Origin of the sequence: Aquisalimonas sp. 2447, assembly GCF_012044895.1 — a bacterium.
In the GTDB taxonomy this organism is placed as follows: Bacteria; Pseudomonadota; Gammaproteobacteria; order Nitrococcales; family Aquisalimonadaceae; genus Aquisalimonas.
In genome coordinates, this window is the sequence record NZ_CP050695.1 from 164,364 (window position 1) to 178,853 (window position 14,490).

At 66.8% G+C, this 14,490-nt stretch carries 10 protein-coding genes and 1 riboswitch; of the genes, 4 read left to right on the forward strand and 6 right to left on the reverse strand.

Translation table 11 applies throughout. The annotated features are described in order from the left end of the window. Positions 1-25 precede the first annotated feature (25 nt). The 6 genes from KU884_RS00710 to ubiD all read right to left on the reverse strand — a co-directional run bounded on the left by KU884_RS00710 (position 26) and on the right by ubiD (position 8,363). Positions 26-793, reverse strand: a complete 768-nt coding sequence (locus KU884_RS00710; protein WP_254432133.1) for a VacJ family lipoprotein — start codon at positions 791-793, stop codon at positions 26-28. Then, entirely contained in the window at positions 775-1,851 is a 1,077-nt protein-coding gene (locus tag KU884_RS00715; protein ID WP_167780822.1) for a phytoene/squalene synthase family protein, read from the reverse strand. The genes KU884_RS00710 and KU884_RS00715 overlap by 19 nt, the downstream gene beginning before the upstream one ends. Then, positions 1,848-2,675: an alpha/beta fold hydrolase gene (locus KU884_RS00720; RefSeq protein ID WP_167780823.1), complete on the reverse strand. Its 828-nt coding sequence runs from the start codon at positions 2,673-2,675 to the stop codon at positions 1,848-1,850. The genes KU884_RS00715 and KU884_RS00720 overlap by 4 nt, the downstream gene beginning before the upstream one ends. A 58-nt stretch (positions 2,676-2,733) precedes the next feature. Then, positions 2,734-5,535, reverse strand: coding sequence for a PAS domain S-box protein (locus tag KU884_RS00725; protein WP_167780824.1), 2,802 nt, complete (start codon positions 5,533-5,535; stop codon positions 2,734-2,736). Positions 5,536-5,652: 117 nt separating this feature from the next. Next, the gene (locus KU884_RS00730; RefSeq protein ID WP_167780825.1) at positions 5,653-6,717 is read right to left on the reverse strand and encodes a CDP-6-deoxy-delta-3,4-glucoseen reductase; all 1,065 of its coding nucleotides are present in this window, start codon (positions 6,715-6,717) and stop codon (positions 5,653-5,655) included. 176 nt (positions 6,718-6,893) lie between these two features. Then, entirely contained in the window at positions 6,894-8,363 is a 1,470-nt protein-coding gene (ubiD, locus tag KU884_RS00735; RefSeq protein WP_167784065.1) for a 4-hydroxy-3-polyprenylbenzoate decarboxylase, read from the reverse strand. Between the two features lie 130 nt (positions 8,364-8,493). Next, positions 8,494-8,728, forward strand: a riboswitch (cobalamin riboswitch). Between the two features lie 182 nt (positions 8,729-8,910). Between ubiD and KU884_RS00740 the strand changes: the two genes are divergently transcribed. The 4 genes from KU884_RS00740 to KU884_RS00755 all read left to right on the forward strand — a co-directional run bounded on the left by KU884_RS00740 (position 8,911) and on the right by KU884_RS00755 (position 14,464). Next, positions 8,911-11,046 (forward strand): TonB-dependent siderophore receptor, encoded by a 2,136-nt coding sequence (locus KU884_RS00740; RefSeq protein WP_167780826.1) that lies wholly within the window; start codon positions 8,911-8,913, stop codon positions 11,044-11,046. Next, positions 11,046-12,488 carry a PepSY-associated TM helix domain-containing protein gene (locus tag KU884_RS00745; protein ID WP_167780827.1) on the forward strand — a complete coding sequence of 481 codons (1,443 nt, stop codon included), beginning with the start codon at positions 11,046-11,048 and terminating at the stop codon, positions 12,486-12,488. The genes KU884_RS00740 and KU884_RS00745 overlap by 1 nt, the downstream gene beginning before the upstream one ends. A gap of 14 nt (positions 12,489-12,502) precedes the next feature. Beyond that, positions 12,503-13,399, forward strand: coding sequence for a CPBP family intramembrane glutamic endopeptidase (locus KU884_RS00750; protein WP_167780828.1), 897 nt, complete (start codon positions 12,503-12,505; stop codon positions 13,397-13,399). Between the two features lie 447 nt (positions 13,400-13,846). Beyond that, positions 13,847-14,464: an AAA family ATPase gene (locus KU884_RS00755; RefSeq protein ID WP_167780829.1), complete on the forward strand. Its 618-nt coding sequence runs from the start codon at positions 13,847-13,849 to the stop codon at positions 14,462-14,464. The last annotated feature ends 26 nt before the right edge of the window (positions 14,465-14,490 follow it).

Here is a 14,490-nt window from a genome sequence, read left to right on the forward strand (position 1 = left end):
CGATCCGATGCTCGGGCTTGTGCCCTCACCAGTCGAAATCGTCGTCCAGGTCGTCGAAGAAGTCCGCCTCCGGCGGTTCGCCGTCCCAGATCAGATTGTCCCGGTATTGCCGGTAGGCGGAGCGGGTGAAATCGTACTCGTCCAGCGCGGCTTCGCTGCGGAAGCGGGCGGCCTGGTCGAGACGGGCCCGGGTGTTCACCAGGTCCAGGGCGTAGAGCGGTAACGCAACGGTCCAGCCAACGTAGGTCACCGGATTGCTTGCCAGAGACACCGGGATGTCATTGATGTCACGGGTATTGTTCGGCCCGTAGGCCGGCAGTACCAGGTACATGCCCTCCGGCGCTCCCCAGACGGCCAGCGTCTGGCCGAAGTCCTCGTCGCCGGTGGATTCCAGCCCCAGCGGCGTAGCGACGTCGAACAGCCCGGCAAGGCCCAGCGTGCTGTTGATCAGAAAACGCCCCGTGTCCCTGGCACCGTCCCCGGGCTTGCCCTGGAGGGTGTTATTCAGGGCGTTGCCGGGCTCGCCCATGTTGTCGAAGAAGTTGGTGACACCGCGGCGGGCGAAGCGGGGCGTGACGAAGACGTAGGCATCTGCCAGCGGCTTGGCGACGAAGCGGTCCAGCTGTTCGTTGAAGACGTAGACTTGGCGGTTGGCCGGCTCGATGGGATCCCAGGCGTCCGGCTCGGGTGGTGGCGGGCTGCCGGCACACGCGGTCATGACTGGCAGCAGGAGTGCCAACAGGCTGGCGCGCAGCGACCGTATGGGGCCGGTCCTCACGGCGTGCGGGTCCACGGCGTCTCCTCCACTGTCGTGATCAGGCTGGGGTGGCAATCCCCCGGCGCGGGCAGGCCGCGTGCGGCCCGGGCGAACGTGCCCCGTAGCAGGCCGTCGTGGCGTATGCTCACGCCGCATTCCGCCACCACGGCGCGAACACGCCAGCGCGTTATCTTCACCTGGTCGGCGGCGGTGAAACCCGGCGCCCTGCCGATGTTACGCAGTGTGTAGAGTGCCATACACACCGCCCAGGCGCAGAACCTGCGAATGCCAGGCTGGTCCCGTGGCACCGCCAGCGTGTATGCCATGGCTTCCCGGAGGTGGCCATGGGCGGCGGCCACCAGTTCCAGAACGCCGTCGCGAAACGGGGGTTCACCATACCACTCGGCGCCGGCGGTCAGGGCGCATCCATGGCGGGCAAAGGTGTCCCGGGGCAGCCAGCAGACACCGCTGGCGCGATCATCCCAGACATCCTTGAGAATGTTGGTCATCTGCAGCCCCTGACCGAAGGCCACGGCCCGCTCCCGCATGTCCGCCCGGTCACGGGCGATGGCCGGTACGTCCAGTGCAAACAGGTCGGTGAGCATCTCGCCGACAACCCCGGCGACCCGGTAGCAGTAGCCGTGGAACTCTTCCGTGGTGGCCAGCCCGGCGGGTGACTTGAGCCGCTCGAAACGGGCCATGCCCGCCGTCATGATGGTGACACAGCGGCGCACCGGCGCCTGCTGCTCCGGCGGCAGACCGTGGAAAATGGCGAACACGCGTCGGGGGTCGGTGGCCAGTGCATGCTCCGCCGCGGTGGCGCTGGTCAGTTTGCCTTCCAGGGCGGCGCCGAGATCGTCGGCGGCGTCCGGGTTCTCCAGGGCAGCAACCAGCAGATCGAACCGCGCCTGCTTTTCCTCCGGCGCGAGGGCGGTGGCGTCCTCGATGGTATCGGCGAGCCGGCACAGCAGGTAGGCGTTGCCGATGGCGGGGCGCAGGGTCTCCGGCAGTTGCGGGATGGTCAGGGCGAACGTGCGCGAGACCCCGGTGAGCGCCCGGTCCAGGAATGCGGTATCGCTCACGGAGATGGTCATGCCGGCTGTCGGGCGTCGACGCCGGCGAGGAACGCCAGTACGCGACGATTGAACTCCCGCGGCTGTTCCAGCGGCAGCATGTGCCCGGTGCGTGGGAGCAGTTCCAGGCGTGCGTCCGGGAGATGGTCCGCCAGATAGCGTGCATTCTCCGGGGGCCACACACGGTCATCCTCGCCGTGGACGATCAGGCAGGGCACGGTCACCCGGTGCAGACGGGGGCTGTTCATGGTGTGGCGGCTGGCGGAGTCCAGCTGAGCGTGGAAGGCGTGGGCCGGCTGCGGTTCCCGCTCCTGGAACTGCAGGATGCGGTCGGTCAGGTCCGGGATGCGGGCGCGGTAGTCCGGGTGATAGAAGAGTTCGTTCATACGCTCCGTGACCGTGCGCGGGTCGCTGGCGGCGCGGTCCATGTTCAGCACATCCCACACGCCCTGCTCCGGCGGCATGTACGCGGGATCCGCCGGGCCCACACCGGTGGCCACCAGCGTCATGCTGTGCACGCGTTGCGGATGCAGGTGGTAGAACTCCTGCGCCACCAGGCCGCCCATGGAGACCCCGACCAGATGCGCCGCCTCCACTCCTGCGGCGTCCATGACCGCCCCCAGGTCACCGGCGAAGTCCGCCATGGTGTACGGCCCCTCCGGCATGTCCGAGCGGCCGACGCCGCGGTTGTCCGGCAGAATGGTACAGTGGTGCCGGGCGAACTCGGGGAGCTGCAGGCCCCATGCGCGGCCGCTGCCGCCGAGTCCCATGATCAGCACCACGGGTGAGCCCTCACCGTGGATTTCGTAATACAGCGCGACGCCGTGGTGTTCCGCCTTCGCCATCCTGTCTCCCCTGCGCCCGTACAGCGAAGGCGCAGTATAGCGGCTGAGGCAGGGCTGGTCAGGGGCCCGGGTCCAGTTGGACCAGGTGAAGCGGGTTGCCGCCGGAGCGATTGTCGTCGATCCGCGCCAGACGCAGCCGCATGGTCGATGTGGTTCCCTGGCAGCCCGTGATGCGGACATGCACGGTATGGCCGCGCCCGCCGCTCGGCGAGGCCAGCGCCGCGACCACTTGGTGGCGGTCCTCCGCATGGATCAGTTCGACGAATGGCCGCCCCGTCAGCGCCTCGACGTCACAGCGCAGGACCGTGCGCAGGGCCTCGTTGAGCTGTTGCACGGTAGCCTCCTCGCCGTCCAGCAGCGCCATGCCCACCGCCGCCTGCTCGAAGATGCCGCGGAACCGGGCCTCGCTGGTGCGCAGGGCGGCCTCGGCCACCTTGCGCGGGGTAATGTCCTGGGCCTGCTTGAGCAGATACCGGGGTTCGCCGCCGGGGTCACGGACCAGCGATGTGCTGGTCAGCGCCCAGGCGATGCCACCGTCACGATGGCGGAGGCGCTGCTCGACGGGCCCCGTGGGGCGGCCGCCGTCAAGCAGCAGCCGGTTGGTGCGGTAGTTGGCCTCACGGTCTTCCGGGTGCAGGAGATCGGTGGAGCGCATGGCCAGCAGATCCTCGGCGTCGTACCCCACCAGACTGCACAGGGCCGCGTTGGCACGCAGGAAGTGGCCGTCCAGGGCAATCAGCGCCATGCCCACGGCCACGTCCTCGAAAGCGCTGTGGAAGCGCGCCTCACCCTCGTGGCGTTCGGAGGCGTCCGTCATGACCACCACGGCACCGGTGACGTGACCATCGTCCACCATGGGGGAGACGGTGTAGTCGGCGGGGAAGAGACTGCCGTCCCCGCGGCGGAAAACCGCGCCGTCTGCCTGTTTGAATTGCTTCTGCTCGAGGCACGTCTGCAGCGGCCAGTCATCGGCCACCGCGTCATCCCGGTGGCGCAGCAGCGCTTCCAGGGGTTGCCCCTCGATGGTCGCCGGTTCGCGGCTGAGCAGGTGACAGGCCGCGGCGTTGGCGAACACCACTCGCCCCCGGGTATCCAGCCCGAAGATCGCTTCGGCAGCGGCGTTGAGGATGAGGTCGTGACGGTGGTTGATCCGCTGCAGGGCCTGTTCGGTCTGCTTCTGGTCGGTGATGTCGCGGATCTGGCTGGCGACGTAGAGTTCCCGGCCGTCGTTGTCGCGGAGCAAGCTACCAGTGACCTCTACCCAAAGGACGCGCCCCGTCTTGTGCAGGTAGCGTTTTTCCACCCGGAAGCTGTCCCCGGAGGCGTTGCGGATGGCGTCCAGTTGCTCGCGGGTCGCATGCTGGTCTGCCGGGTGTGTCAGGTCGTGGTAGGTCATGTTCAGCAGCTCGTCCTGAGCGTAGCCGAGGATGTCGCACAGGGCCTGGTTCACATACAGGCAGTGGCCCGTTTCCGGATGGAACAGGCTCATGCCGGTGGACGCGCGGTCGAAGGCCTCGCGGAACGGGTCGTCCGACAGCGGAGCTTGCGTGGCATCGGTGGCTTCCGGTCGCCGCAGGATCAGGAGTTCCGCCTCGGCGTTACTCATGCCCTGTGGCAGTCGCAGCAGGCGCCCGGATAGCCGGTATCCGGTGCCATCGGCCGCGCTGGCCAGGAACGTCAGCTCGGCGTTGTCCTCCGGGTTGTCCGTGTCGGCCGGCTCGCCGGGCGGGGACTCGTGGTGTACCACGCTGGCCAGGGAGCGGCCGATAAGTTCGTCCGGCGTGAGTCCCAGCACCTGTGTTACGCCCGGCGATGCGTTCAGAATCATCCGCGACTCTGAAAGGCGCAGCACGGCGTCACCGCTCGCCCCTTCCAGCAGGTCCAGGCAGTGTTCCGTGGTGGTGCGCGCAACGGTTTCCCGGTCCAGCGTTTCCCGGGTGGCCGCGTAATCCCGGTGTAGCAGTTGCAATTGCTGCCGGGTCTGGTCGAGATCGCCTGTCAGGGCGCCGGTGGTCGAGCGCTGGCGGCGAACCAGCCATCCGGCCATGCCCGTTAGCACCAGTCCGCCCAGCAGCGGCCAGGCCGCGGTCGCACTGAGCCAGGTGGGTCGGTCGGCCGGTGTCAGGTACGCCGTCCAGCGTTGCGACGCGATGACGAACTCCCGCTGCGCGTGGAGTTGCTCTCGCAACGCGGACGCATCGGTGTGTTCGGCAACTCCGGCATTGTCCCCGGGGCCGTACAGCAGGAGGTTTTCGCGATCGCCCTTGAAGATGTGCATGGTCAGTTCGCGGTCGTCGCGGGCGATGCTTGCCAGCCGGTCCAGCCGCAGGCCCAGAGCAATGACGCCGTCGGCTGCCCCGCCGGCGGAGACCGGAAGGAACGCCATGAAGCCCGGCGTGGCGTCGCCGTTAACCTGGAATACCACGGTGTCGCGATTGCCCGTCAGCTTGCCGGACTCCAGAGCGCGGTCCAGCGCCTGTCGTGACGCCCGGGTACCGTCATTGCCGGTCTCCAGCAGGCGACTGGCGACGGCCTGTCCGCCGGTCGTGGACAACAGCGGCGTGACGCGGAACTGGTCACTGTCAGTGACCGGCTCCAGCCAGGCGAGGAACTCCAGGCTACTGTCGCTGGCCGGTTCCCGGGTGCTCGGTGGCTCTTCGACGTCGATCCTGGCGCCGGCGCGGATCATCAGGGCAAGATTCTGCGCCCGCTCCACGTCCCGTGCGATGGTGTCGTCGAGAGCGTCGAGTGTCCGCTCTGCGGCGGCATGGAATGCGTTGACGTCCTTCTGGTGGGCCTGGTGAGCGGTGATTCCGGTGACCAGGGCGGTCACCAGCAGACCGCACGCCAGCACCGCCACGGTCGGTGTCGTGGGGGGAGGTCGGCGTCCTGCGGGGGCGTCCGGGCCCGTGTGGCTTCCACGCATGTTTGTCCGTCCCATGGAATGTTTGTCCACTCTGCCCCTGGCCGGGGGCGTTTAATCGGTTGCGGCGTCGTCCTGTGCCCCTGCTGTCAGGTCCGGCCTGGAGTCGGCGGCGAACTCGAAGGCATCCAGATACAGATGGTCCGGGTCGACCCCGTGGCGGTGAAAATCCCGCTGGGCTGCGGCGATCATTGCCGGCGGCCCACTCATATAGACCGCATGGCCGCCAAGATCCGGGTAGTCATGCAGCAGCATGTTATGCACCAGGCCGATTCTGCCCTCCCAGTCATCGTCAGTCCGCGGCTCCGACAGGCAGGGCGTGTACGTGAGCCAGGAGCAGCGCTCCGCCAGGGTGCGCAGTTCCTTGTCCAGGTACAGATCCTGGCGTTGGCGAACGCCCCAGTAGAGATGTGCCTCGCGATTGTTATCAATATGGACTAGATGGTCCAACATGCTCTTCAGCGGTGCAATCCCTGTGCTGCCCGCCATCATCAGAATGGGGCGTTCGTCATCCTCGCGCAGGTAGAACTGCCCGTAGGGCCCCTCCATGCGCAGCAACGCCTTCTTCTCCATGTTGAAAAAGACCTGCTCGCTGAACTCGCCGCCCTCAATATGGCGGACGTGCAACTCCAGCAGCTCATCGTCATGGGGTGCATTGGCCAGGGAGAAACTGCGCCGCCGGCCGTCCCGGAGCAGGATGTCGATGTACTGGCCCGGCAGGAAGGCCAGCCGCTCGGCCTCCGGCAGCTTCAGCTGCAGGCGCATGACGTCGCGGGACAAGCGTTCCATGCCCGCGACGCGGCAGCGTGTCCGCCGGGGTGCCAGATCGCCCGCATCCCGCACTTCACGCACCTCGATCACCAGGTCACTGGTGGGGCGGGCCTGGCAGAACAACGCCTGGCCCACGGCCACCGCCGTCTCGTCCAGGCAGTCGGGCGGCTCGCCGCCGGGGTAGTCGATCTCGCCCTCGACCACCTTGCCCATGCAGGTCAGGCAGGTGCCGTTGCGGCAGCTGTAAGGGATGATCAGCCCGTGCCTGAGCGCGGCGTCCAGGACGGATTCTTCCCCGGTGACAGGGAACTGGTGACCGCTGGGCTCAATGGTGACCTGGTAGCTCATGTCCGTGACCCGTGGTGCGTGCGACTGACACCGGCGCGCCCCGCAGGGGCCTCGCCCATTGTGACGTAACGCCCCGTTCACTGGAACGCCGCAACGCCAATGCCCTTACATAGCGGACCACCCGGAAACCGACCCGGTTCCCGAAGGTCCGCGGTCAACGACCACCTGGCGCCTGCTCAGGTGTCGATGCCCAGCTCGTCCCAGCGCGCATCGACCCGCTGCTTGATCTCCGGGTCCATGGTGATGGGCCGCCCCCATTCGCGGTTGGTCTCGCCCTTCCACTTGTTGGTGGCGTCGAAGCCGATCTTCGAGCCGAGCCCCGAGACCGGCGAGGCGAAGTCCAGGGAGTCGATGGGCGAGTTGTCCACGAAGGTGCTGTCGCGCTGCGGGTCCATGCGGGTGGTCATGGCCCAGATCACGTCGTTCCAGTCCCGGGCGTTGACGTCGTCGTCGGTGACAATGACGAACTTGGTGTACATGAACTGCCGCAGGAACGACCACACCCCCAGCATCACCCGCTTGGCGTGGCCCGGGTACTGCTTCTTCATGGTCACCACCGCCATGCGGTAGGAACAGCCCTCCGGCGGCAGGTAGAAGTCGGTGATCTCCGGGAACTGCTTCTGCAGTATGGGCACGAACACCTCGTTCAGGGCCACCCCGAGAACGGCGGGCTCGTCCGGCGGCCGGCCGGTGTAAGTGCTGTGATACACCGGATTGCTGCGGTGGGTGATGCGGTCGATGGTGAACACCGGGAAGCGGTCCACCTCGTTGTAGTAGCCGGTGTGGTCGCCGAACGGCCCCTCGTCGGCCCAGTCGTCCGGGTAAATGTGGCCCTCCAGCACGATCTCCGCCGAGGCCGGTACCTGCAGGTCGGAGCCCAGGCATTTGCCGAGCTCCGTCTTGCTGCCCCGCAACAGCCCGGCGAAGGCGTACTCGGAGAGCGTGTCCGGCACCGGCGTGACGGCGCCCAGGATGGTGGCCGGGTCCGCGCCCAGGGCCACGGCCACCGGGAAGGGCTCGCCGGGGTGTTCCTGCTGCCACTCCTGGAAGTCCAGGGCGCCGCCGCGGTGGCCCAGCCAGCGCATGATCACCCGGTTGCGGCCGATCACCTGCTGGCGGTAGATGCCCAGGTTCTGCCGCTCCTTGTGCGGGCCGCGGGTGACCACCAGCGCCCAGGTGATCAGCGGCCCGGCGTCGCCGGGCCAGCAGGTCCAGATGGGCAGGCGTGAGAGATCCACGTTCTCGCCCTCGACCACGTGCTCCTGGCACTCCGGGCGGCGCACCGTCTTCGGCCCCATGTTCAGTACCTGCTTGAAGATGGGCAGTTGTTTCCAGGCATCCTTCATGCCCTTGGGTGGGTCCGGCTCCTTGAGGAAGGCGAGCAGCTTGCCGATCTCCCGCAGCGCCTCGGTATCCTCGGCGCCCATGCCCAGGGCCACGCGGTAGGGGGTGCCGAACAGGTTGCCCAGCACCGGCGTGCGCGAGCCCACAGGGTTCTCGAACAGCAGCGCCGGGCCGCTCTTGCGCAGGGTCCGGTCGCAGATCTCGGTCATCTCCAGGTAGGGATCCACCGATGCGGAAACGCGCTTGAGCTCGCCGTCGCGCTCCAGCCGATCCATGAAGTCGCGCAAATCCCGATACTTCATCTCGCCCATGCTGGCGCCTCTCTCGTTGCAGAACCAACGTGTGTGACCGACCCGACCCGTGATCATCGCATGCCGCCGTCCCTTTTCGCAGGTTTCTGGATCGCTTGATTCGGCATCTCGCACCCGGTAGGTTCACCGCTTGCTCTCGGGTGCCTTCAGGCCGTTCCGGCCGGAAAGGTGAAACGGGAACCCGGTGAGGCAGGAGCCAATAGCTGCTGCCGAGTCCGGGACTGCCCCCGCAACGGTGAGCGTGTTGCAGCGGACCATCCCCGCCACTGTGGCTGATGCCACGGGAAGGCGGTCCGCTCGGGTGTCTTGACGCCCGCACGCGAGTCCGGAGACCGGCCCGATGAGCCGTCCCGCATTCATGCGGGACATCTCCTGGTGGTGCGAGGGGCACTGCTGGCGAGGACGCCGCGACTCGGTGCCTGTCGGCCATGCCGTGCAGTCCGTTCCGCCTGTCCACCACGCCCGGACAGGTCGCCTCCTCGTTCCCTGGTCCCTCGCCCGCAGGAGCTTTGATAACCAAGGGACAGGAGCAACCAGGATGAACACGGAGCGTGCGCGCAACGCGAATCCACGACGGTCCTCCGGGGACGTGCTGACAGCCGCCAGCCTGGTGCTGGCATTGTCGCTGACCGGTATCGCCGCCGCCGGTGATCACACCACACTCCGGGTGCTGGAGGTGGAAGGTGCCGGAGCCACGGACGAACTGGGTCTCGACCAGCCGGCAAGCACCGCCAGCCGCCTGGGTCTGCCGCTGGAGGATCTCCCCGCCAGCGCCACGGTGATCGACGCAGACACCCAGCGCGCCCGCGGCGTGCGGAACACGCGCGAGGCAGTCGAAGCGGCCGGCGGATTCACCGGCGGCGAGCCACCGGGGGCACCGGCCTCCTTTTCCAGTCGCGGGTTCACCGGCAACGACATCACCATCCTCTACGACGGCGTCCGGGTGGCGGTGCCAAGCATGTTCGCAAGGCCGGGCAGCAACTGGCTCTACGATCGTGTGGAAGTGCTGCGCGGCCCGGCCTCGGTGCTCCACGGCGAGGGCGCGGTGGCGGGTGCCATCAATTTCGTGCCGCGCCGGCCCGATCCGGAGCAAAGCTCCGGGGACCTGCTGCTCGGCGCTGGCTCATTCGGTGAAACGCGGGTTGCCGCCGGCGCCGGCGGGCCCACGGAGGTGGACGGCCTCTCCTACCGGGTTGATGCCAGCCGCCTGACGCGCGACGGCGAGATCGACCGCAGCGGCGCCCGGTACGAGAGCCTCGGGGGATCGCTCCGCTTCGATGCCTCCGAGCGGCTGCGGTTCACCCTCTCCGGGGAGGTCCAGCGTGATGACATCGAGCCCTATTTCGGCACCCCGGTAATCGACGGCGGCATCGACGAGCGGACCGTCGGCAACAACTACAATGTAGCCGATGCCGAGATGGACATGGAGGGCTACTGGCTGCGCTTCGACACCGACTTCGCCGCCACGGATCGCCTGCAGGTGCGCAACCGGGTCTACGCCCACACCGGCGAGCGCAACTGGAAAAACGTCGAGGCCTACAACTACGACCCCGACGAGGACGTGATCCGCCGCAGCGTGCCCATCCAGATCACCCATGACCAGACGCTGTTCGGCAACCGCCTGGAGGCGATCCACGACCACACCCTGCTCGGACTGCCCCACCGGGTGAGCGTGGGCCTGGATGTCAGTCGCAACCGATTCGAGCACAGCAATAATTCACCCTATCAAGGGGAGGATACGGTCGATGTGGACAACCCGGATCCCGGGCTTTACTTCTCGGATACCCCGTTTGAGCCGGGTGTACGAACCACCAACCACCGCTATGCGGTATTCGGCGAGAACCGCCTGCGGCTCGGCGGCGGCCTGAGTCTTGTCGGTGGCCTTCGTCACGAACTCATCCGCCTGGACGGCGAGGATCTGCGGGAGGACGAGCGCACCACCGAACGGTACCGTCCGACCACCGGCCGCATCGGAGCCGTGTGGGAACTCCCCGCCGGGGTCACCACCTACGCCCAGTACGCCACCGGCGCCAAGCCCACCGGCAGCACCGTGACCTTCTCGCCCGGGAGCGAGGGCGACCGCCTGGAGCGCTCCCGCGGAGTCGAGCTGGGGTTGCGGCAGCGCGCGTGGGATGATCGGCTGCAGTGGACCATCGCCGTGTACGACATCGCCAAGCGCAACCTCAGCGTGCGTGACCCGGACGACCGGGACCTGGAACGCCAGATCGGCCGCCAGGAGTCCCGGGGTGTGGAACTGGAGGTCGCCGTCCGCCCGTGGCGGGACTGGCGGTTCCAGGCGGACGGCACGCTACTGAACGCCGAGTTCGCCGACTACGCCACCGAGGACGACCGCTACGACGGCAACACCCCGCCCAACGTGCCGGAGCGCCTGGCGAACCTGCGCGCCGAATGGTTCGCCACCGATCGGCTCACGCTGGAAGCCAACACCCGCTACGTGGGCCCACGCCAGGGCAATGATGCCAATACCGTCGATGTGCCCTCGTACACACTGTTCGGCGCCGCCGCCACGTGGCAGTTCCGCTCGGCGGAAGTGACCCTGCGCGGGCGCAACCTCACCGACGAGCAGCACGTGAGCTGGAGCTCGTTCGGCGGCAGCCAGTGGCTGCTGGGCGAGTCCCGCAGCGTCGACCTCACCCTGAGCACGCACTTCTGATGTCGGTGAAGCGGCACATCTACCTCTGGCACCGCTACCTGGGCATCGCCCTGTGCCTGCTCATCGCCATGTGGTTCGCCTCGGGCATCGTGCTCATGTACGTGGGCTACCCGTCGCTGGACGACGAGGCCCGCCTGGCCGGGCTGCCCCCACTGGAGGCCGATATGGAGCTGGTGTCTCCCGGCGCGGTGGTTGAGCGCTACGGCGACGTGGACGCCCTGCGCCTCAACGCCGCACCCGGTCGGCCCGCGTATCACGTTCGGCAAGGCGGTGAATGGCACAGCGTCGATGCCGCCACCGGCGCGCCCCTGACGCTGGAAGACATGGACGTCCAGGCCGCCGCACGCCGCCACGCCGGCGCCGAGGTGGCCGCCCTGGAGCCCGTGGAAGTGGACCAGTGGACCGTACCGGGGCGTTTCAACGCCCACCGGCCCCTGGTGCGCGCCCGCATGGACGACGACGCCGTCTCCTGGCTCTATCTATCTTCCAGCACGGGCGAGGTGGTGCAGACCACGACGCGTTTCGAGCGGGGCTGGAACTGGGTGGGCGCTGTGGTGCACTGGATCTACCCGTGGCAACTTCGCCAGCACCCCGAGCTGTGGCGGCAGTTCGTCATCTGGCTGTGCGTGCCGGCCATCGCACTGATCATCACGGGCACCCTGGTCGGCATCTGGCGGCTTCGTGTCCGGCGGCGCTACAAGGGCGGCCGCATGACCCCCTACCGGGGCTGGCACCGCTGGCACCACATCCTCGGCATCGCCTGCGTGGTGTTCGTGTTCACGTTCATGGTGAGCGGCCTGCTGTCCATGAATCCCGGTCGCGTGTTCACTTCTCCCGCCCCGGATCGCGAACAGACGGCGACGTGGGAGGATGGCCCCCTGATCACCGAGGCTGTCGTTCCACCGGCCGCGTTGCTCGCCAATGCCCCCGATGGCGTGCGCGAGCTGGAATGGGACCGTCAGGCCGGTGCCCCGCTCGTCCACCTCCACGGCGCCGACACCAGCCGCGTGCGCCGGGCCGATGGCAGCCCCTTCGAGCCGGACGCTGACACCCTGACCGCCCGCGCCGAAGGGCTGGTCAGTGAAGGCAGCATCACCGAGACCACCCGGCTCACGGACTACGACTACTACTACTACGCCCGCCGCAGCCACCGGCCCCTGCCCGTGCTTCGCCTGCGCTTCGACGACCCGGACGGCACCACCCTCTACATCAACCCGGAGACGGCGGCCATTGAATCCCGCATCGACCACAGCGGACGCTGGCGGCGCTGGCTGTACAATGGCCTCCACAGCCTGGACTTCCCGGTGCTGTGGGAGCGCCGGCCGCTGTGGGACGTGGTGGTGCTGAGCCTGTCGCTGGCGGGGCTGGCGTTCAGCCTCACCGGCGCCGTGATCGGCTGGAAACGGCTGGTGGGCCGCGTCCGGGTGAAACGACGACACTGAGGTGAGACTTGTCCATGCGGGCAATTCCCTGGCGGCACATGGAGCCGCTGGCCCTGACACTCTGGTGCGCCTTGCTGGCCGTGGCCGGCTCGCTGCTAACCCAGTGGCCGCTGCGCCTCGACGGCCTCCCAGCCGCCGGCCGGCCCGCCCTGATGGCCCTGGCGCTGGTGGTGTTCCTCGCCGCCCTGCTGCGTCCGTGGCAGAAGGGTTTCGCCCGCCGGTGGACTGTCTACCGCCTTGGCCCCCCGAAGGCCAGCGCCGGCGGCTTCATCCTGCTGCTGGTTGCCATCCCGGTGCTCAACTACGGCGGCATCGCCGTGTTCACCGCACTGACGGAGCCGGAACAGGTCTGGGTGCCGGTGCTGGAGGGCGTCCTCGCCCAACCCGGCGGCCTCTGGATGCTTCTGATCATGTTGCTGCTGGCCGCCCCGCTCATCGAGGAACTGCTGGTGCGCGGCCGTCTGCAATACCAGGTGGGCCAGCGCTGGGGCGTTCCGGCTGCCATCGCCATCTCCGCCACCGTGTTCGCCTGGCTGCATGGCTTGCCGCAACTGGTGCCCGTCTACGTCGCCTTCGGCGTGCTCCTGGGTGTGGCCGTGTGGCTCACCGGCAGCGTGTGGACCGGCGTGCTCATCCACGCCCTGCACAACGGCGCCACATTCGGGCTCTTCCTGCTGGCGTCGGCCATGGACGTGGCCCCACCCGAGGCCACCGAAGCCGCGGAGGACACCGCCGCCCTCCTGCAGGCCGGTGGATCAGCCCTGCTTCTCGGCGCGGCCCTCCTAGCCCTGGCACTGCGCATCGGCCGCTGGCCCGGCCGCAAGACGGGCGGACCAGTCCGCTGGCAACCTCTGGTGTGGATCGGGCCACCGCTGCTGGCACTGAACGCCGCACCGTTCATTACTGGCTGATTCGCCGGTTAGAACAACCGTTTGGCAGCCAAAGCGATTTCCGGTAGCGTCTCAATTAAGCGACGCCGGACAGGCCCCGTCATGGATAACAACAACAGGGAACGAGCGGGGCGGACGTGCCCAAGGCAAAATCGGCGGACTGGCGCCGCTCACTCCTCGACGATCGAACACAGAAGCGCCGGAGTCAATCGGCGTCCCTGCCCGTGCGCCAACACTGCGGTGCTTCAAGCGAACTCACTCAAGAACCGCATCCAGCAGTATCGGCATTTGATTCCTGGCGTCTTTCCTCGCTGTAGTTATCGGTGTGTAATCCCGGCGAAAACCCCGCTTGGCGGGCTTCGGGGGCGACAGACTGAGCGTTACACACCAGTATTGGCGTGTTTCATCACACCAGTAGTGGTGCCTACTTCTAGTTAGGCAGAGTGCTTTGGAAATGGCAGAAAGATAATGAAATTAACTGAAATTCGCGTACGTAATTTCCGGTCAATTGAAGCGGAACAGCATTTCCCAATCCAGGGTGAAATGACGTTGGTTGGCCCTAATAACTCTGGAAAAACTAACCTTCTGAGGGCAATTCAGGTTTTGTTTACCGGCCAAGCAAACACCTATGGGTACACGCGTGAGAGCGATCTCACATTTGGTGTTGGCAAAGCAAGAACGAGTATTGCGGCGATATTTGACGGCGATCCTCAAACGGAAAAAGAGATCTATGATAGCGTCGACGAGCTTCATGAATTGCAGGGTACTGAGAGAACCGGCAGCCAACTCAACCTCACCCTTTACTTCACCGATACGGACACCCCGGTATATAGCTTCTTCCCTAATATTAAAAGACCTAAGCCAGGCGCACAGGCTGCGCAATACTGCCGAACCCACATAGCCCTTCTTAATCGACTAATTAGTATGTTTAGTCTTCACTACGTACCCTCTGCTAAGAGCATTGGCCAGATATACCAAGATCTCCTGACGCCTTTTCTTCGCCGAAAGGTATCGAAAGTAATCGAGCCTCATCTTTCAGAAATAAACGACAGCCTAGAAGAGGCTGCGGACGCACTAAATGCGTAGCTTAAAAGCGCCAACCTTTCGGAATA